General features: G+C 67.1%; 18 protein-coding genes. 6 read left to right on the plus strand and 12 right to left on the minus strand.

From position 1 onward, the window contains the following. Nucleotide 1: 1 nt before the first annotated feature. The 3 genes from AC3EO7_RS09195 to AC3EO7_RS09205 form a co-directional block, all read right to left on the minus strand. The gene (locus tag AC3EO7_RS09195) at nucleotides 2-841 is read right to left on the minus strand and encodes an alpha/beta hydrolase (protein ID WP_435590970.1); all 840 of its coding nucleotides are present in this window, start codon (nucleotides 839-841) and stop codon (nucleotides 2-4) included. Further along, nucleotides 838-2223, minus strand: coding sequence for a M20 family peptidase (locus tag AC3EO7_RS09200; protein ID WP_431963236.1), 1386 nt, complete (start codon nucleotides 2221-2223; stop codon nucleotides 838-840). The genes AC3EO7_RS09195 and AC3EO7_RS09200 overlap by 4 nt, the downstream gene beginning before the upstream one ends. A 122-nt stretch (nucleotides 2224-2345) precedes the next feature. Continuing rightward, the gene (locus AC3EO7_RS09205; RefSeq protein ID WP_435590971.1) at nucleotides 2346-3995 is read right to left on the minus strand and encodes a CocE/NonD family hydrolase; all 1650 of its coding nucleotides are present in this window, start codon (nucleotides 3993-3995) and stop codon (nucleotides 2346-2348) included. A 168-nt stretch (nucleotides 3996-4163) separates the two neighbouring features. Here AC3EO7_RS09205 and AC3EO7_RS09210 point away from each other — a divergent pair, with 168 nt between their 5' ends. Continuing rightward, entirely contained in the window at nucleotides 4164-4616 is a 453-nt protein-coding gene (locus AC3EO7_RS09210) for a TY-Chap domain-containing protein (protein WP_431963240.1), read from the plus strand. A gap of 60 nt (nucleotides 4617-4676) precedes the next feature. Here AC3EO7_RS09210 and AC3EO7_RS09215 read toward each other — a convergent pair whose 3' ends face one another. The 6 genes from AC3EO7_RS09215 to glnA all read right to left on the minus strand — a co-directional run bounded on the left by AC3EO7_RS09215 (nucleotide 4677) and on the right by glnA (nucleotide 9736). Next, entirely contained in the window at nucleotides 4677-5564 is an 888-nt protein-coding gene (locus AC3EO7_RS09215) for a tyrosine-protein phosphatase (RefSeq protein WP_435590972.1), read from the minus strand. 249 nt (nucleotides 5565-5813) lie between these two features. Further along, a complete protein-coding gene (locus AC3EO7_RS09220) occupies nucleotides 5814-6827 on the minus strand; it encodes an asparagine synthase C-terminal domain-containing protein (RefSeq protein WP_435590973.1) in 1014 nt (337 codons plus the stop codon). 99 nt (nucleotides 6828-6926) lie between these two features. Next, nucleotides 6927-7157 carry a nitroreductase/quinone reductase family protein gene (locus AC3EO7_RS09225; RefSeq protein ID WP_435590974.1) on the minus strand — a complete coding sequence of 77 codons (231 nt, stop codon included), beginning with the start codon at nucleotides 7155-7157 and terminating at the stop codon, nucleotides 6927-6929. Beyond that, the gene (locus AC3EO7_RS09230) at nucleotides 7147-7359 is read right to left on the minus strand and encodes a nitroreductase/quinone reductase family protein (protein ID WP_435590975.1); all 213 of its coding nucleotides are present in this window, start codon (nucleotides 7357-7359) and stop codon (nucleotides 7147-7149) included. Before AC3EO7_RS09230 ends, AC3EO7_RS09225 begins: the two co-directional genes overlap by 11 nt. A gap of 207 nt (nucleotides 7360-7566) precedes the next feature. Continuing rightward, nucleotides 7567-7980 (minus strand): hypothetical protein, encoded by a 414-nt coding sequence (locus tag AC3EO7_RS09235; RefSeq protein ID WP_435590976.1) that lies wholly within the window; start codon nucleotides 7978-7980, stop codon nucleotides 7567-7569. Nucleotides 7981-8299: 319 nt separating this feature from the next. Further along, complete coding sequence (glnA, locus tag AC3EO7_RS09240) at nucleotides 8300-9736, minus strand: type I glutamate--ammonia ligase (protein WP_431963295.1); 1437 nt, start codon at nucleotides 9734-9736, stop codon at nucleotides 8300-8302. 321 nt (nucleotides 9737-10057) lie between these two features. On the opposite strand from glnA, the gene AC3EO7_RS09245 reads away from it, so the two are divergent. Then, nucleotides 10058-10510: an RDD family protein gene (locus tag AC3EO7_RS09245; RefSeq protein WP_431963297.1), complete on the plus strand. Its 453-nt coding sequence runs from the start codon at nucleotides 10058-10060 to the stop codon at nucleotides 10508-10510. A 122-nt stretch (nucleotides 10511-10632) separates the two neighbouring features. Here the strand turns inward: AC3EO7_RS09245 and AC3EO7_RS09250 are convergent, their stop codons facing one another. The 3 genes from AC3EO7_RS09250 to AC3EO7_RS09260 form a co-directional block, all read right to left on the minus strand. Next, entirely contained in the window at nucleotides 10633-11499 is an 867-nt protein-coding gene (locus AC3EO7_RS09250) for an alpha/beta fold hydrolase (protein WP_435590977.1), read from the minus strand. A 197-nt stretch (nucleotides 11500-11696) separates the two neighbouring features. Next, the gene (locus AC3EO7_RS09255; RefSeq protein WP_431963301.1) at nucleotides 11697-12440 is read right to left on the minus strand and encodes a DUF4191 domain-containing protein; all 744 of its coding nucleotides are present in this window, start codon (nucleotides 12438-12440) and stop codon (nucleotides 11697-11699) included. 68 nt (nucleotides 12441-12508) lie between these two features. Further along, the gene (locus AC3EO7_RS09260) at nucleotides 12509-14710 is read right to left on the minus strand and encodes an elongation factor G-like protein EF-G2 (protein ID WP_431963303.1); all 2202 of its coding nucleotides are present in this window, start codon (nucleotides 14708-14710) and stop codon (nucleotides 12509-12511) included. A gap of 260 nt (nucleotides 14711-14970) precedes the next feature. Here AC3EO7_RS09260 and AC3EO7_RS09265 point away from each other — a divergent pair, with 260 nt between their 5' ends. The 4 genes from AC3EO7_RS09265 (at nucleotide 14971) to AC3EO7_RS09280 (ending at nucleotide 17582) form a co-directional block, all read left to right on the plus strand. After that, nucleotides 14971-15555: a YbaB/EbfC family nucleoid-associated protein gene (locus AC3EO7_RS09265; RefSeq protein WP_431963305.1), complete on the plus strand. Its 585-nt coding sequence runs from the start codon at nucleotides 14971-14973 to the stop codon at nucleotides 15553-15555. Beyond that, nucleotides 15552-15905: a type VII secretion target gene (locus AC3EO7_RS09270; RefSeq protein ID WP_431963307.1), complete on the plus strand. Its 354-nt coding sequence runs from the start codon at nucleotides 15552-15554 to the stop codon at nucleotides 15903-15905. Before AC3EO7_RS09265 ends, AC3EO7_RS09270 begins: the two co-directional genes overlap by 4 nt. Next, on the plus strand, nucleotides 15902-16798 hold the full coding sequence (locus AC3EO7_RS09275) for a hypothetical protein (protein WP_435590978.1): 897 nt from the start codon (nucleotides 15902-15904) through the stop codon (nucleotides 16796-16798). Before AC3EO7_RS09270 ends, AC3EO7_RS09275 begins: the two co-directional genes overlap by 4 nt. A 187-nt stretch (nucleotides 16799-16985) precedes the next feature. Continuing rightward, nucleotides 16986-17582, plus strand: a complete 597-nt coding sequence (locus tag AC3EO7_RS09280; RefSeq protein ID WP_431963311.1) for a hypothetical protein — start codon at nucleotides 16986-16988, stop codon at nucleotides 17580-17582. Nucleotides 17583-17701: the final 119 nt, after the last annotated feature.

A 17701-nucleotide genomic window follows, 5' to 3' on the forward strand; every position in this document is an offset into this window, starting at 1 on the left:
CCTACGGCTCGGTGATGTGCGCCTCCAGCCATGTCACCACGTCGGTGAGCACCCGGTCCTGCTCCGGCTCGTTGAAGATCTCGTGGTAGAGGCCGTCGTAGCGGATGACGGTCAGGTCCTTCGAGGCCGCGCCGCGTTCGATCAGGTCGGTGCTGGACGGTGCCGCGAGGACGTCCGCGGTGCCGTGCAGCACCAGCAGCGGGACGGTGAGCTTGTCCAGCCGTCGCTTGACCGTGTCGGTGGCGTTGAGGATCTCGGTGCCGGTGCGGGCCGGGAGCTTGCCGCGGTAGACCAGCGGATCGGCGTCGTAGGCGGCGACCACCGCGGGGTCGCGGCTGATCATCGACGAATCCAGTTTCAGTACGCCGAGATTCGGCGTCAGCCGGGACAGCACCGGCGCAAGTAGTCGCTGTGCCGGATTGCCGACCGGAATGTCCAGCGGCGGGGCGGAGAGCACGATGCCCGCCACGTCGATCGGCCCGCGGGTGGCCAGATACAACGTGATCAGGCTGCCCATCGAGTGCGCGACCAGGAACTTCGGCACGCCGGGCTGCTCGCGGGCGGCGATGTCGAGCATGCCCTCGACGTTGTCGGCGGAGCCCGCCATGGAGCCGATGTTGGCCTTGCTGCCCGCCGACTTGCCGTGGCCGAGGTGATCGAGCGCGTAGACCGCGAACCCGGCGTCGGCCAGCCGCTTTCCGACGTGGCCGTACCGGCCGGAATGTTCGGCGATGCCGTGCACCAGCACCACCACCGCCTTGGCCGTGGTCTCGGGAAGCCATGCGCGCCAAGCGATCCGGCTGCCCGTGCCCTCGAAATCGCCGTCCTCGATGCGGGTCACCTGCGCTCCTCTCGGGTAGAACCATGCGCGAGTTCCTCGATCAGCCGCCGATTGAACTCGATGAGCCGAGCGTAGTTCACCCGGGAGATGCGCTCGTCGGTTCCGTGGATTGTCGCCAGGTCGGCCTCGGTCAGCACGATCGGCGCGAAGTTGCACCGAGTAGCGGCGAGATCGTCGTAGTGGCGCGAGTCGGTGGCGCCGGGCACCAGGCCGGTGGTGACGGCGATGCCGGGGACGATGGTCTCGGCCAGCCGGGCGACCAGCTCGAACGCGGGGCCGGGCGCAGTGGTCTGCGACGGTTCCGACGACATCCCGACCAGCTCCAGCTGCACGCCGGGATCGCGAATCACCTTGCGGCAGTGCGCGAGCACCCCGGCCACCGAATCGCCGGGCAGGATGCGGAAATTGACGAGCGCCTCGGCGCGCTGCGGCAGCACGTTCGCCTTCACGCCGCCGCTGATCACGGTGGGGGCGGTGGTGGTGCGCACCAGCGCCTCGGTCTGCGGGCGGGCGGCCATGATCCGGGTGATCATCGGCCCAGCGAGACCGGCGATCCCGAACAACCGCCTGCGGGTCTCCGGCATCACCGCGCGCAGCCGGGTGAGCATGTCGGCGATCACCGGCGTCAGCCGCAGCGGCATCGGATGATCCTGGATCCGCCCCACCGCCCTGGCGATCCGGCCGACGGCGGTCTGCCTGCCCGGCATCGAGGAATGCCCGCCGGTCTGCTGCACCTGGAGCCGCACGGTGGCATAGCCCTTCTCGCCCAGCATGATCGAGGCCACCGGCCGGTCGACGCCGTCGGCGACGCCCTCGGTGATCACGCCGCCCTCGTCCAGCAGCAGCTCCGCGCGCACGCCGTGGCGGCGCAGATGATCCGCCATCCGGACGGCTCCCTCGTCGCCGAAGATCTCCTCGTCGTGCCCGAAGGCGAGGTAGACGGTGTGCCGGGGTCGCACGCCTTCGGCCAGCGCGGACTCCACCGCTTCCAGAATGGCGATCAGCCTGCTCTTGTCGTCGATGGCGCCGCGACCCCAGACGAACTCGTCGTCCACGACGCCGTCGAAGGGGGGATGGGTCCAGCGTCGTGCGTCGTCGACCGGCACCACGTCCTGGTGGGCGAGCAGGATCGCGCACACAGGTCCCGGTTCGGCGCCGGGCCAGCGGTAGAGCCTGCTGTGGCCGAACAGCTCGAGCTCGAGCTCGGCGTGCACCAGCGGGAACGAGCGCTCCAGGTGCGCGGCGAGCTGCTCGAAGGCGGCGTCGGCGGCGTCGGCGGCGCCGGTCGAGTCCTCGGTGGACACCGTGGCGCAGCGCAGCGCCGCGGCGAGCCGCTCGGCGACGAGGTCGTCGACCCCGGCGGGGGTGGTCTCTGGCGTCATCGGGCACCGGTCGGGGGCGGCGTGTTCGTGAACATCACTGCATTCTTCAACACGGGCGGCGGCGACTGGGACAGGTCGGTCGGCTCGCCCCTTCGCGCGACCGGGACGGACGGCTCGCTTCGTCACCGCGCGGCGGGCAGGTCGACGGAGGTCGCCGGGTCGTTCAGGATGTCGGGACCGAGCTGGAAGCTCTTCTCGACGCGCCACCTGGCGTGCATGTCGGGCGTGCCGCCGGTGAGGTCGGGGCTGCGCGGGGCGGTGAGCACGGGCAGTTCCACGTAGGCGGCGTGCACGGTGACCGCGGCATTGCTCGGCGCGTGCGACCAGACGTCGTCGACCACGTCGGTGATCTTCGCGCCGAGCCGATGGCCCGCGGCCAGCGGCCAGTCCTGGGCCAGCAGCCGGAGATCGACCTCGGGGCGCACCGGGGCGATGCCACGGGTGACGATGGTGGCGCGTCCGTCCGGCGCGATGTCGTAGAGCTCGACGGCGACCGTGGCCGACTCGGGACCGGTGAGCCGCAGCGCGGCCGTCGCCATGCCGGACAGGTGCGTCGGCTCAGCCAACGGCTGTGACACCGACCAGATCTCGCGATCGCGGCCGGGCAGCAGACCGCGATCGATATAGGAACCGGTCCGCAGTGGCAGGACGATGCGCGCCGAATCCGCAGGCGGCCACGCCGTTTCGGAACGCCAGCCGCCGTCGAACTGGCCCACCCTGACCCGGGGGCCCGGCACCTCGACGTCCTTGCCCGCCACGTGCCGGTCGAAGAACGCCATCAGCTCGGCGTCGAAGAAGGATGTGCCGCATTTGGCGTGGCAATCGGTGTGGCCCCACTGGCCGAACCAGGCGCGGTGTTCGCCGGGGCCCAGGCCCTGCCACATCTCGAAAACGCGGTCCGGCCGGGTGTTGGCGTCGAGGAAGCCCTGGCTGACGAACAGCGGAATGGTGGTGCCGCGCAGGTCGTCCACGAGGTCGCGCTCGCGCCACCCGGGGTTGGCCGCGTCGTGGTCGGTGGTGAGGTCGACGTAGCGCTCGGCGCAGCCCGGCGGCATACTCACCGCGTTCGCCTGATACTCGGGCGAGTCGTCCCAGTGCGCCGGGGTGGAGGCGATGGCGAGATGCTCCAGCCCGACCTGGTCGGCGGGCCGGATGCCGTTGTCCGTCACGGGTTTTCCGGAGAACTTCCACGAGACGCCGCGCATGTACAGATACGAGTACGGGTCCACCACCGGCGCGAACGCGGCCACCGCGGCCAGGCCCTTGGGTTTCGCCGCGAGCGCGAGCATGCCCGTCCACGCCTCGTAGGAGGTGCCTGTCATACCGACCCGCCCGGTCGACCATGGCTGCGAAGCGGCCCATTCCACCGCGGTGACCACATCCGACCGTTCGCCCGGCCCGCCGTAGTCCGGGCAGCCGTTCGAGCCGCCGAACCCGCGCAGATCCACCAGCACGTAGGTGTAGCCCGCGCGCAGCGCCTCATCGACCGGCAGGTTCTCGACGGACGGGCCGCCTTCCGGGAGCGGGTGGGTCAGGTAGGCCAGGTGCGAGCGGTACGGGCTCACGGTGAGCAGCACCGGCGTCTTGGCGTCGTCGGCGAGGCCGGGCGGGCGCAGCACGTCCGCGTGCAGGCGGGTGCCGTCCGGTGCGGTCAAGTAGGTCTGCCACCACGTGAACGGCACGCTGGGCGGTTCAGCCGCCACGGGCGTCGCCACCCCCAGCATCAACGCCACCCCGGCCGCCACCCGCGCCACCACAGAACCCACTCGCACCAGAGGACTATGGTGCGTCACCTGGGCTGCCGTCCAGCCCCGGAATCTGGGGTGCGATCGGGCGGTCGTCGCGAACACTCCCCAGGCTCTGCCCGCCACGAGGATTCGCCTGGTGTCTCAGGCAGGTCGGCGTATGATCGGGCCCTAGTGCGATCGACCGGGGGAAATATGACCGAGCCGGTGACCACGGATTGGGACCGATTCGTGCAGGCGCTGGCCCGCTGCCTGGCCCAACTACCCTCGCGCGCCACGCTGATCATCGCCGCACCCGGCAATCGCTACGTCCAGTTCGTGCAATTCGACATCAAGTTGTCGGCCGAACTCGCGGGCAATCGCTATCTGGCCCAGCCGATGTCCGCCGACGCCGAGCGGATGCTGCGCGAACTCGGCTGGCAGGCACCGGTTTCCCGGCTCGAGATCGACAATTGGCAACGCAGCCTGTTCTGGCCACTGGCCGAGCACGTCCTGGTCGAATTCTCTCGATCCGTCGCTCTCGGCTTGCAACACGCGCTCGGCGTGCGCGCGCCGAGCGAGCTGCGCGCCATGGGCTGGACCGAGGCGTCCGGCGATCTGGATCTCACCGTCCTCGGGCTCGTCCCGAAACCGAGCACCGACAACTGAGACCTCGGAACAGCGCCGAGCCCCCGCCACCTCGGGTGGCGAGGGCTCGGATCAGAGGTTTCAGCTGACCAGGTTCTTGCGCAATTTCAGGATCGTGCCCGGATCCAGCCCGAGGCCCTGGGTGAGGAACTTTCCGAAATCGCCGTAGCTCTGTTCCATCTGCTGGATGGCGGCGTCCAGGTAGGCGTCCCGCACCTCCTGCAACGGGATCAGCAAGTCCGGATTCTGCATCAGCCCGGCGCGTTTCACGTCCTCGCGCAGCTTGGCGTCCGCGGCGGCGCGGTACTGGTTGGACAGCAGATAGTCCTGCCGCGCGGTGCCTTCCGGCACGCCGACGGCGCGCAGCACCACATAGGTGAGCCAGCCGGTGCGGTCCTTGCCCGCCGTGCAGTGGTAGAGCGTGGCGCGGTCGGAGTTCGCCAGGTCGCGGATCGTCTGCCCGAAAGCGTTGCGCGAGGCCTCGTTCAGGAAGCTGCGATACACCCCGGCCATGATCTGCTCGGCCCGCCCGTTGCCCAGCAGCTCCTCCTGCTTCTGCGGATCCCGCGACTGGATCGCTTGCAGCATCTGCTGGAACAATCCGGTGTCGTCGATCGGTCGCGCGACGGCCGAAACACCCGCGGGCAGCTTGTCCTTCCCCGCGAACTGCACCTCGGCCGGTGTCCGGAGATCCACCGCCGCCCGCAGATTCAACGTCCCGAGCTTCTGCACGTCCGCCTCGGTCAGCTTCTCCAGCGAATCGGCCCGAAACGCCTTGCCGGACTTGACCCGAGCCCCGTCATACGTCCGATACCCGCCGATATCCCGGACATTGACGGCCCCCTGTAACTCGATGCGAGCCGCCGCCTCCACGGTCGGCTCGGCCATCGCACTGGGCGCAGCAGGGGTCGACACCAAGGCCAGCGCACTGAGCGCCGCACCGATGAGAGCAATGAATGAAATCTTCATGCCGGGCGACACTAGAACGTGTTCTAAGGGAGTTCTCAGGTTCGTCTCGGTCCACCCGGTGAGCGGGATTTCCAATCCGCCCAACGGGATCCAGGGTTTCCGCGCCTCGGTTCTGGCCAGCGGTCTGTCGGCCGCTCTGGGTGGCCTTTCGGCGCGCTCGGCGTAGTGCTCACGCAGCGCGCGAAGCACGTGGGTGCTGCTGAATCCCCCGCCAGCTTTCCGCAAGCCCACTCGCCCCGATTCGCGGTCCTACCGGTGCTCGAGAATCGAGAGATACAGGCGGGTCGCGACGGCTTCGGCATCCTCGGTGCGCGGGTTGCTGTAGGTTTCGGCGCCCGGCAGGTTCGCGGCGTAGGTGCGGGCAGCGGCGGCGAGGACGGACATGAGACCGGAGGACCGCTGAATGGGCGACTTCGCAGCCCAGGCGAGAGATCTCACCTCGGCGGGAAGCTCACGTTCGGCAGCGATCCGCAATGCGAGCTTGTCGACCTGTCGGCCATAATGCACACCGAAAAGCACAGGCGGAGCGAACCGTTCAGCCACCTGCCACCACCGCACGGTCTGGAAGACATGGACGAGCCGACCGGCATGCTCATCGAGAAGCGCCGGATAGAAGCGCGGAACCAAACGCGCTTCCCGAAAATTCGCCGCCGTTTCGACACGGATAAGGTGATCGAGCTCGACCCGCGCCTCATCGGAGCTCACCGTGTACGACAGCTTCCGTCCTCCCCCGAAAATCGCGTCTGCCCCACTACCGGTGAGGATCGCACCGAGGTCGTCGATGCTGTCGAGGCGGCGACGAGCAGCGAGAATCGGTATCCCAGCGGTGACTTCCCACAGTTCCGACGTACCGAGTCGCGCCATCACTTCCCGCGCAAAATCGACTACCTCGTCCGCAGAAAGCCGGATGACATCGTGACGAAGCCCCAACGCCTCCGCCGCGACGGCCGCATTACCCTCATCGGACTGTCCCTCGGTCACGACCGTGATCGTCTTCGGCCGTGCGCCGAGCGAAACAGCCACGGCCGCAACATATATCGAATCAACGCCACCACTCAGCAGAACTGCCGGTACGCCGCCGAACCTTTCCAGAACCGCCGCGACCCGTGAGCGAGCCTCAGCAGCAACGCTCTTCGCGGCTTCCTCGGGATCAGTGACAACCCGCGCCCCTGGATTCGGCTGCGCGAGCGCATCACCGAGCAGATCGGTGACGAACTGAAGCGGTTCGGAGGTCTGCGGCGCCCAGCTGGCTACATCGGTCATACCCACCGTTCTAGTTGCGCCGAACGATGTAAGGCCTACTGACCCAGTTTTTGTCGACGGAGATGACAGCCAGCCTCACACAACGGTGGGCCGATCAACCTACGCGACCGGCCTCAACAGGACGAGCGGTATCTCCCTGGAAGTCCTTCGCTGAAAACGGTCGTACCCCTTCCAGGCTTCGCATACCCGCGGCCACAGCGCCGCGCGTTCGTCGGCTGTGGCTACGTGCGCGACCATCGATAGTTCGGGACCGTGCCGTACCGACACCCTGACCGTCGGCGTCTCGCGCAGATTCAGAAACCACGCCGGATGCGCCGCATCACCCCGCACGCGAGCCGACGATCACGATCGTGTCGCCCTCGACGATCGGAGCCATGAGCACCACCGTGTGCTCGCGCCCGGACTTGCGCCCGACCGTGGTGAGCTCGAGCGTCGGCATCCCCGCCACCCTCTTACCCACCCGGCCCCCCGTGAAGGAGAGCAGGCTGCGGTGCACCGAGTTCTGGATCTTCAGCCGAATTGTGTTCGCCATAGACATCGGGAGCCCGAACCGATCGCGGCGACCCCCCACCCCCTTCACGATCTCGCGTCCCCGCCCTCGGACAACTGCCTCACCACACTAACTCCAGCAGCGAACCGCCGAAAGCCGTGGGATCGCCGCCGCCCGAAACGGGACGAGCTCTCCCGCAGCTAGGAATGCTCGAAACACCTTGCCGTGGTGAAAGTGCCAGCGGATTCGTCACCGGCTTGACGGCCGTCCTGCACGCCTCGCTGAGGCGGAGGTTCGACTTTTCCCGCGGCGCGCCGCCGATTTCCGGCTTCCGATCGGCACGACGAAGATGAGCGCGAGCACAGCCGCCCCAGTGCCGACGATGGTCCAGATGACGGCTCTGTCGCGGTTGTTGTCCTTTTCCTGCTGCTGCATTTCGTCGTAACTGAGACGTCTGATGCCCGCGCCTCGGGTGTCAACGCGACAGAACTCGCTCTGGGACATGGTTCGGCCCTCACAGGTGGGCGACGCGGTGCCCCCGAGCGGATGAAGGACATGCGGCACATTGACAAACAGCAGGACGGCCGCAGCGATCCCGAGAAACAAGGCCCAGACCCTGATTTCGATGGATTTCAACGCTCGTATCGGTACGACGACCAGCAACTGTGTTCTCCCCTTACGCGCTACGGATCAATCGAATACTGTGCCACAGCGAAGGTCTCGATCGGTCTGCGGCCCGGTTGCGATCCCCGTGCCCCTTCATGTGTGGGCGCGGCTGAGGATTAGGAAACGAGGACGGCTCCCTGGACTTGTTACCAGGTCAGGGCCCAACCTTCCGGCAACTCGGTTGGGTCGCCGCTCGATACCCGGATTGACCCTGCTGCGGGCAGAGGCCCGGAGTTGAATTCTCTGTCCCGAAAACGGGACGAGCCCTCCCGCACCGAAGTGCGGGAGGGCTCGAAACGTCTTGCCGTACGACGACTTACACGTCGAAGTAGAGCTCGAACTCGTACGGGTGCGGACGCAGGTTCACCGGGGCGATCTCCTGGGTGCGCTTGATGTCGATCCAGGTCTCGATCAGGTCCGGGGTGAAGACGTTGCCTTCGGTGAGGTAGTCGTGGTCCTGCTCGAGGCGGTCGATGACCGACGCCAGGCTGGTGGGGGCCTGCGGGATGTTCTTGGCCTCCTCCGGCGGGAGCTCGTAGAGGTCCTTGTCGACCGGGGCCAGCGGCTCGATCTTCTTCTTGATGCCGTCCAGGCCGGCCATCAGCATGGCGGCGAAGGCCAGGTACGGGTTACCCGAGGAGTCCGGCGCGCGGAACTCGATGCGCTTGGCCTTCGGGTTGTTACCGGTGACCGGGATGCGGACCGCGGCGGAGCGGTTGCGCTGCGAGTACACCAGGTTGATCGGGGCCTCGTAGCCCGGAACCAGACGGTGGTAGGAGTTCACGGTCGGGTTGGTGAACGCCAGCAGCGACGGCGCGTGGTGCAGGATGCCGCCGATGTAGTGGCGCGCGATGTCCGACAGACCGCCGTAGCCGGCCTCGTCGTGGAACAGCGGCTTGCCGTCCTTCCACAGCGACTGGTGCACGTGCATGCCCGAGCCGTTGTCACCGAAGAGCGGCTTCGGCATGAAGGTGACGGTCTTGCCTTCCTGCCACGCGGTGTTCTTCACGATGTACTTGAACAGCTGCAGGTCGTCGGCAGCGTGCAGCAGGGTGTTGAAGCGGTAGTTGATCTCCGCCTGGCCCGCGGTGCCGACCTCGTGGTGGCCGCGCTCGAGCTCGAAGCCCGCGTTCTGCAGGTTGGTCGAGATCTTGTCGCGCAGGTCGACGTAGTGGTCGTACGGCGCGACCGGGAAGTAACCACCCTTGTTGCGGACCTTGTAGCCGCGGTTCAGGGTGCCGTCCGGGTTGAACTCCGCGCCGGTGTTCCAGGAGCCGGAGATCGACTCGATCTCGTAGAACGCGCCGTTCATGTTCGACTCGTAACGGATCGAGTCGAAGACGTAGAACTCGGCCTCGGGGCCGAAGTACGCGGTGTCGGCGATGCCGGTCGACCGCAGGTACTCCTCCGCCTTGCGCGCGATGTTGCGCGGGTCACGCGAGTAGGCCTCGCGGGTGAACGGGTCGTGGACGAAGAAGTTCAGGTTCAGCGTCTTGGCAGCGCGGAAGGGGTCGATACGCGCGGTGCTGTAGTCGGGGAGCAGGAGCATGTCCGACTCGTCGATCGACTGGAAGCCGCGGACGGACGAACCGTCGAACGCTAGACCCTCTTCGGCGAGGTCAGCCGTGAAGGCCTTGGCCGGGATCGAGAAGTGCTGCTGCACACCGGGAAGATCGCTGAAGCGGATATCGACGTACTCGATGTCCTCTTCCTTGATGTACTGGATGACCTCATCGGCCGTGCTGAACGTCACTTGTTCTCCTTACGGATCGGTTCCCAGCCAGTGTCGATTGCATGGGTTCGTCGCGACCAGACGCTATGGATGCGGTGTTTCCCTACAGTCAAGGCTGTGTTTCGCCAGTGTTACACGTGCGGCTGGTCAGGTGGCGATGGCCACCCTGTCTCGCCAAGCATGGTAATCCTCCCATCCGCCGCGCGCCCCGTGACGTTGAGCTCCCCCTTTGCGGTGCTGGGCGCACCAGGGTAGCCGCTGATCAGGCGCTGTCGGGCGTGGTCCGCCGTCGAACCCGCGCCGGGCCGAGCGGAGGCGAGACAGCCGCCTATTCTGGAGGCCATGGCGCGTATCACCGGATCCTGGCTTTCCGGACCTTCTGCGGACCCCGGGGACTCGGCTACGTCCGAGTTTCCGGGCGAACTCCTCGGGCTGCCCCGCGACGGAGCGGGCTCGCTGGCCGGGATGGGCCGCCGGATCGCGGCGCTGTTCGTGGACTGGATGATCGCGGTCGGCATCTCGGCGCTGATCGTGCGCGGTGTGAACGCGAACCTTCCGCTGCTCATCTGGTTCGTCATCGGCGTCGCCGCGGTCTCGCTGTTCGGCTTCACGCCGGGGCAGTACTTCCTCCGGTTGCGGGTCATCCGGGTCGACGCGGCGGCCCCGGTCGGCTTCGTCCGGGCATTGGCGCGCCAGGTACTGCTGATATTCGTGGTGCCCGCGCTGTTCACCGACGGCGACGGCCGCGGCATGCACGACCGGGCGACGGGCACCGCGCTGGTCAAGTCGCGGTAGGACCGCCATTCGAACCCTGCCCGCGGATTGGGGGCGATCGAGGGGAGAGAAATGGTGGTTCGTCGCGTGTCGACCGCCATTTCTCTTCGCTCGATGTGCTGTAGCCGCGTGAGAGGGGCCCGCTACCGGACCGTGCGGCCCAGGAAGTCGCGAATCAGTGCGGCGATCTCGTCTCCGTGGGTTTCCAGGGCGAAGTGCCCGGCGTCGAGGAGGTGCAGTTCCGCGTCCGGCAGGTCGCGGAGGTAGGCGCGGGCGCCGTTGGCTCCGAAGATCTCGTCGTGCTCGCCCCAGGTGATCAGCACCGGCGGCCGGTGGTCGGCGAAGTACTTCTGGAAGTCGGGGTAGGAGTCCAGGTTGAACTGGTAGTCCCAGAAGAGCTGGAGCTGGATCTCCTTGTTGCCGGGACGGTCGAGGTAGGCCTGGTCCAGGGTCCAGGTGTCGGGGCTGACGCGGTCGCGACGGTCCTCGGGGACGCCGTGCAGGTACTGCCATTCGGTGGCCTCGAGTTCGAGCAGCTTGCGGACCTCGGCCTCGTTGGCGGCGCGGTCCTTCGCGTGCGCGAAGAGGACCTCCCAGAACGGCGTGAACCCCTCGAGGTAGGCGTTGCCGCTCTGCGTGACGATCGCGGTGACCCGATCCGGGTGGCGGCTCGCGATGCGCAGTCCGATCGGCGCACCGTAGTCCTGGATGTAGAGGGCGAATCGGTCGACGCCGAGGGTGTCCAGGAGTTCGGCGGTGATCTCGGTGAGTTTGTCGAAGCTGTAGTCGAATTCGTCGACTCGCGGCATGGAGGACCGGCCGAAGCCGATGTGGTCGGGGGCGATCAGGTGGTAGTCGTCGCCGAGGTCGCGCAGGAGATTGCGGAACATCGCCGAGCTGGTGGGGAATCCGTGGAGCAGGACGAGGGTGGGGTTCGCCGGGTCGCCCGCCTCACGATAGAAGACGGTGAGGTCCTGGATCTGGGCGGTCCGGTGGTGCACGACGGTCATGACTCTCTCCTCTGGTCGGTGTCGAACGGGGTTTTAACCACTCAAATCAATTTGAACAGTTAGATATGGACCGCGTGTTCCCGCCTCGGAGAGGTTTTTTCGACTTTTCGGCGGCCGATCGCTTGACCAGGCCCGTCCCGGAAAAGACGAAGGCCCGCGTCCCGGAATGTGGGACGCGGGCCTCGTGAAAGCCGTACTCAGCGCCTGCGGATCGTGCGCTGCACGCCGCGCATCTTGGCGCCCGCGGGCATCGGGCCCTTCGGCAGCGCGGGACCGCTGCGCGAGCTCAGGGCGGCGAGCCTGCCCTCGATGTTGTCGATGCGCTTGGTGTCGATGTTGCGCGGCAGCTTGGTCAGGTAGCGCTGGAGTTCCTTCAGCGGGACCTGACCCTCCTCGTTGCCGACGATGACGTCGTAGATCGGGGTGTCGCCGATGAGCCGCGCGGTCCGCTTCTTCTCCTGGGCGAGCAGCCCCTTGAGCCGCTGCGGCGAACCCTCACCGACGAAGACCACGCCGGGCAGGCCGATCACCCGGTGCACCGCGTCCAGCTGGGTGGTCGCCGCGACGCCGTTGCTGACCCGCCACTTGCCCTGCAGGTTGTCCAGCACCCACGCGGCCGCGCCCGCCTGACCCTCGGCCTTCGCGTAGACGTTCTTCTGCACGCGACGCCCGAAGAGGATGAACGCCACCAGCACGCCGAGCAGGATGCCGATCGGAAGCAGGAACCACTGCAGATCGAAGATCAGCCCGATCACCAGGAACAGCACGGTGATGCCGAGCACCGCGCCGATCATCAGGGGCAGCAGGAGCTTGTCTTCCTTGCGCTGCATCTGGAACGCCTGCCAGAGCTGCTGGCGCCGCTCCTTCGACGCCTGCTTGCGCGCCGCCTTCGCTTCGGCCTTCGCTTCCTTCGACGGGTTACCGCCCTTGCCTGCTGCCATGTGTTTCAGAATAGTGGCCGCCGAGCTCATCATTTGCGCCGGGACGGTGGACAGTTTCGAAGGGTTGATCAGCCCTTGCCGTTTTCCCGGAGCGCACCGGCGAGCTGCGACGGCATCGGCTCGTGACGCGCGTAGGTCCTGCTGAAATCCCCGGTCCCGTGCGAGAGCGAACGCAGGTCGATCGCGTAGCGGCTGAGTTCCAACTCGGGCACCTCGGCGCGGATCCGCGTGCGCCCGGTCCCGTGCGGTTCCGTGCCCAGCACCCGTCCGCGACGACTCGACAGATCGCTCAGCACCGGCCCGAGGTAGTCGTCGGAAACCACGACCCAGACCTCGGCGAACGGCTCCAGCAGATCGATGCCCGCCGTGGCCGCCGCCTCGCGCAGCGCCAGGGCGCCCGCGGTCTGGAACGCGGCATCGGACGAGTCGACCGAATGCGCCTTCCCGTCGAACAGCGTGACCCGCACATCCACCAGCGGATACCCCGCGGCGACTCCGCGCGCCGCCTGCGCGCGCACGCCCTTCTCCACCGAAGGAATGAACTGGCGCGGCACCACACCGCCGACGACCTTGTCCACGAACTCGAGCCCCGAACCGCCCGGCAGCGGTTCCACCTCGATCTCACACACCGCGTACTGCCCGTGCCCACCCGACTGCTTCACGTGCCTGCCGCGCGCTTTCGCCGTGCCCGCGAACGTCTCTCGCAGCGCGACCTTGTGATCGACGGTGTCCACCTGCACCCCGAACCGGGTGCGCAGCCGCTCCAGCGCGACATCGCGGTGCGCCTCGCCGAGGCACCACAGCACCAATTGGTGTGTCTGGCTGTTGTTTTCCACGCGCAAAGCGGGATCCTCCGCCGCAAGCCGGGCCAGACCCTGTGAGAGCTTGTCCTCGTCGGATTTGCTGTGCGCGCGAATCGCGATGGGCAGCAAGGGATCCGGCATCGGCCATGGCTCGATCACCAACGGCTTTCCTGTGCCCGACAGTGTGTCGCCGGTCTCGGCGTGGCCGAGCTTGGTGACGTACGCGATGTCGCCCGCGATGGCCTCGCCCAGCGGGCGCTGCTGCTTGCCGAACGGCGCCGTCACCGAACCGACGCGCTCGTCCACGTCGTGGTCGGGGTGCCCGCGGTCGGCCAAGCCGTGCCCGCAGACGTGCACGGTGTCGTCGGCGTGCAGGGTGCCGGAGAAGACGCGCACCAGCGACACTCGGCCCACGTACGGGTCGGAGGCGGTGCGGATGACCTCCGCGGCCAGCGCGCCGTTCGGGTCGCAGGCCAGCGGTGTCGGCGCGGCGCCGTTGGTCGCGGGCGCCGCCGAGACGACGTGTTCGGTCGGGGCGGGGAAACCGCCCGTGATCAGGTCGAGCAACTCCATCGTGCCCAGCCCCTGCCGCGCTTCCTCCGGCGCGGGTGCGCCGAACAGCACCGGGTGGAAACTGCCGCGCGCCACCGCGCGCTCCAGATCGCCGACCAACGTGTCCAGTTCTATGTCCTCGCCGCCGAGATAGCGCTCCATGAGCGACTCGTCCTCGCTCTCGGCGATGATGCCCTCGATGAGCCGATTCCGCGCCTCGTCCAGCTCCGCGGCCTGCTCCGCCGACGGCTCGCCGCGAACTCCTTCACCAGAGGCGTAGTCGACCACGCAGTGTGGCAGCAACTCGATCAGCCCCGTGACCGGGCGGTGCCCGTCCACGCCACGCGGCCCGTACACCGGTAGATGCAGCGGCAGGATGTTCTCCGACGCCCCGCCACCGAGCACTTCCCGGCACGTCTGCACCATCTCCTCGAAGTCCGCGCGCGCGGTGTCCAGGTGCGTGATGACGATCGCGCGCGGCATGCCGACGGCCGCGCACTCCTCCCACAGCGCACGCGTCGCCCCGCTCACCCCCTCCGCGCCCTCGGCCGCCGAGATGACGAACAGCGCCGCGTCCGCCGCGCGCAACCCCGCCCGCAGCTCGCCGACGAAGTCCGCGTATCCCGGCGTGTCGACCAGGTTGACCTTCATCTCCTGCCACGCCAGCGGCACCACCGACACCTGCACCGACCGGTGCTGCCGATGTTCGATCTCGTCGTAGTCCGACAGCGAGGTGCCGTCCTCCACCCGCCCCGCGCGATTCACCGCGCCCGTCGTCAGCGCCATCGCCTCGACCAGGGTCGTCTTCCCCGCTCCGCTGTGACCGACCAGGACCACGTTCCGAATGCGTTCCGGCCGATCCACCGTCACTGCTCTGCCGTTGCCCCCGGCAGGTCCACTCGATTTGTCCACCATGTGTCACGCTTCCTCGCCTCGACACCGCGGTCATATCGAGCTTCCCACCATCGGTAGCCGTGCGTCCACGAATCGGGGGAGAAGGGCGAGGAGCTGGGCCGACGGTCCGTGGGCGCGCAATGGCCGAACAAGATCGTCTCGGCAGATCTCGATGGAACCGATTCGACGGCGCTCGCGTCAGAGGAAGAAGGCGACACCCACAACGTCGTGAGAGCTGCACGTCGCCCGCAGGGATGTAGGAGTTCGAGTAGGAGGGGTTGATGACCGTATTCGATCCGAGCCGTATCGCGGAGGACATCGCGCACATGGCAGCGGATTTCGAGCGTCAGGCCGAGCGATTCGAGCAGTTGCGCGAGCGCATGGCGGCGCTCACCGCCACGGAGTCCAGCAGCGACGGGCGCATCGCTGTCTCGGTGAACAACAACGGCGTCCCCACCGACATCGTGCTTGCTGTCGGCACCCGGGGCATGGATCCCGCGGCGGTCTCGGCCGAGATCATGTCGTGCATGCGCAGAGCTCAGGCGACACTGCGCGCGCAGGTCGCGGAGACCGTGCAGAACACCGTGGGCGACGATCCGGCAGGCGCGGCCATCGCTGATCAGTACGCGAAGAGTTTTCCGGATGTCCCGGCTGGCGACGTTCCGAACTACGCGCTGCCGGAGCCACCGGCTTCCGCGCCACCGCAGCTGTCGGCGTCCCCGCAGTCGGCCGTGAGCGTCACGCCCGCCCCGTGGGAATCGGCCCCACAGCCGCGTAACCGCAAACCCGATCGCGATCAGGTCGTGCGGCCGGACGAGCCGGACGAAGACGACGCGTACTACAACCGCAAATCCTGGCTGGTGTGATCATGGGAAATCCTGATGCGATCTCGGTGGATCCGGATGAAGTTCGCAATCATGCGGGCAAAGTGAAGCAGCTCATCGAAAGTCTGACGCTGTCGCTGGAAGCCGCCTCCTACCTCGGTGCCGCGGACGACGGATTCGGCGCTATTCCACGGCCTTTCGTGCAAATGGTGCTGGACGACAATCATCAGAACACCATCGAGGTGCTCCGCAAACTCGGTGAGGACGTCGCACAACTGCCGGACAAACTGAAGGTCGTCGCGGAGACGTTCGATGACAAGGACACCGCTTTCAGCAAGTCGTTGGGAGAGCTGCGCGAGGAGATCGCCGCGGCGAACGGGGAGGCGAAGTGAGCACTCAGATCGGCAACTGGTTCAACGAGCACACCGCGGGTTTCGATGACGAGAAGAAACCCACCGACAACCGATTGATCGCGAACGGAACCGACTACCGCGAGGAGTACTTCCAGGAGACGGTCTTCTTCCTGTCGGACGTCGGGCTGAAGCAGGACGAGGAGACCAAGCGCCCGGGATTTCTGAACGGCACCATCGCCGGTGACGCCTGGGAGGCATACGCCAACCTCAGGAACGGCAAGACGCTCGAGGCGATCACCGGTGGTGTGGCAGCCGGCGTAACGGCCTTCGACGCGATCAAGGACCCGTTCGGTTTCGCCGGCGAACAGATCGCAGGCTGGATGCTCACCCACGCCGAGCCGTACCGGAAAGTGCTGGACGCGCTCGCAGGCAACGACAAGATGGTGAAGGCGTATTCCGAGAGCTGGACGAACATCGCCAACGAACTCACCGGCATGAGCGAAACCTGGAAGAAGAGCCTGGGCGAGGACATCGCGACATGGACCGGTAGCGCCGGTGACGCCTACCGGAACCGTGCCACCGACATGATCGATCAGATTCTCGGAGCAGGCGGTGTCGCGGCCAGCCTCGGGGAGGCGATGCAAATCGTGGCGGACATCGTCAAGGTTTTCCGGAAGATGGTGCAGGACATCCTGGCCAGTCTGCTGGGCGCTCTGATCGGATACACGATCGAACTCGCGCTGACGCTGGGTGGCGGGGCCGCGCACGTCATCGCGTCGGTGTATGGCCGATTCGCGCGCGACGGTTTCAAGATCTCGATGCTGCTTGTCGAGATGGCGAAGGCCTTCGGAGACCTGAACACCCTCATGCAGGCTGTCGTGGGTGTCATCAACGCCCTGCTCGGCAAGCAGAACCAGCCACAGACGGCATAGCGGAGAACTTCGGCTGTTCGCGGGTGTGTGCCTCGAACAGCCTGCGCATACGGAGAGACGAAACCTCATGAGCTACGAACCACAGCCCGGCGCGCGCTTCGGAACACCCGACACTGGCTCTTCCTCAGGTGTCCCGCCGACCAGACCCGCGGGTCACAACGGACTCGCCGCGTATCCGGGTCGCAATATGCCGCCGCACAACGGGATTCAGCCGCAGCACGGTTTTGCGCCGCCCGGCGGCGCCTATATGACTCCGCCGCCCGGCACTATCGGTCCACACGGGTTCCTGCTGAAGCACGGGACCGCTGTGGATCCGGTCGACGCCTATCGCCCGGAGCCCGGAGAGACAGGAATCCTGGTGGATGCCAGCTACTTTCGATGGTGGATCGCCGCCGGTGCCTATGCGTCGGCCCGACCGAGGATCTTCGTGGACGGCGTCGAGGTACCGGATGTGAACTGGGGGAGGACGCATATCCCGACGACTCCCGGACTGCACCACGTCGAGGTCTCGACCAGTAAGCCGAAATGGTGGTACGAGTGGATTTTCCAGTCTTGGGTGCGCGATATGGGGTTCGCCGATACGGTGGTCCCGGTCGCCGCAGCTCACTGCACACTGGTCCACTATCGCTCCCCAGGGCTGTACGTGCTGCGCGGTGCGATCGGCCCCGAGCCCATGCGATGGCCGGGGTTGAACTGGATCCGGTTCAGTTGGGTGATCACCGCAGTATTGGCGGCATTCGTGGGGTTGATGCTTGTCGGGGTCGTCCTCAACATCCTCGATTGACTCTGGCGGTGTAGGGGTTCGGTGCACGTGGCCGCCGGGCTAGCCGCACAGCGGCGGCCCGGCGGCGTGAGTCGGTGGCGGCGTGAGTCGGTGGCGGCGTGAGTCGGTGGCGGCGTGAG

This window comes from Nocardia sp. bgisy118 (genome assembly GCF_057708605.1).

Bases quoted from the DNA above. Each gene is read 5' to 3' on its own strand.
- AC3EO7_RS09215 (WP_435590972.1), bottom strand. From the start codon at position 5,564: ATGAAGATTTCATTCATTGCTCTCATCGGTGCGGCGCTCAGTGCGCTG.
- AC3EO7_RS09280 (WP_431963311.1), top strand. From the start codon at position 16,986: ATGCCGCCGCACAACGGGATTCAGCCGCAGCACGGTTTTGCGCCGCCC.
- AC3EO7_RS09250 (WP_435590977.1), bottom strand. From the start codon at position 11,499: ATGACCGTCGTGCACCACCGGACCGCCCAGATCCAGGACCTCACCGTC.
- AC3EO7_RS09245 (WP_431963297.1), top strand. From the start codon at position 10,058: ATGGCGCGTATCACCGGATCCTGGCTTTCCGGACCTTCTGCGGACCCC.
- AC3EO7_RS09200 (WP_431963236.1), bottom strand. From the start codon at position 2,223: ATGACGCCAGAGACCACCCCCGCCGGGGTCGACGACCTCGTCGCCGAG.
- AC3EO7_RS09220 (WP_435590973.1), bottom strand. From the start codon at position 6,827: ATGACCGATGTAGCCAGCTGGGCGCCGCAGACCTCCGAACCGCTTCAG.
- AC3EO7_RS09255 (WP_431963301.1), bottom strand. From the start codon at position 12,440: ATGGCAGCAGGCAAGGGCGGTAACCCGTCGAAGGAAGCGAAGGCCGAA.
- AC3EO7_RS09265 (WP_431963305.1), top strand. From the start codon at position 14,971: ATGACCGTATTCGATCCGAGCCGTATCGCGGAGGACATCGCGCACATG.
- AC3EO7_RS09230 (WP_435590975.1), bottom strand. From the start codon at position 7,359: ATGGCGAACACAATTCGGCTGAAGATCCAGAACTCGGTGCACCGCAGC.
- AC3EO7_RS09260 (WP_431963303.1), bottom strand. From the start codon at position 14,710: ATGGTGGACAAATCGAGTGGACCTGCCGGGGGCAACGGCAGAGCAGTG.
- AC3EO7_RS09210 (WP_431963240.1), top strand. From the start codon at position 4,164: ATGACCGAGCCGGTGACCACGGATTGGGACCGATTCGTGCAGGCGCTG.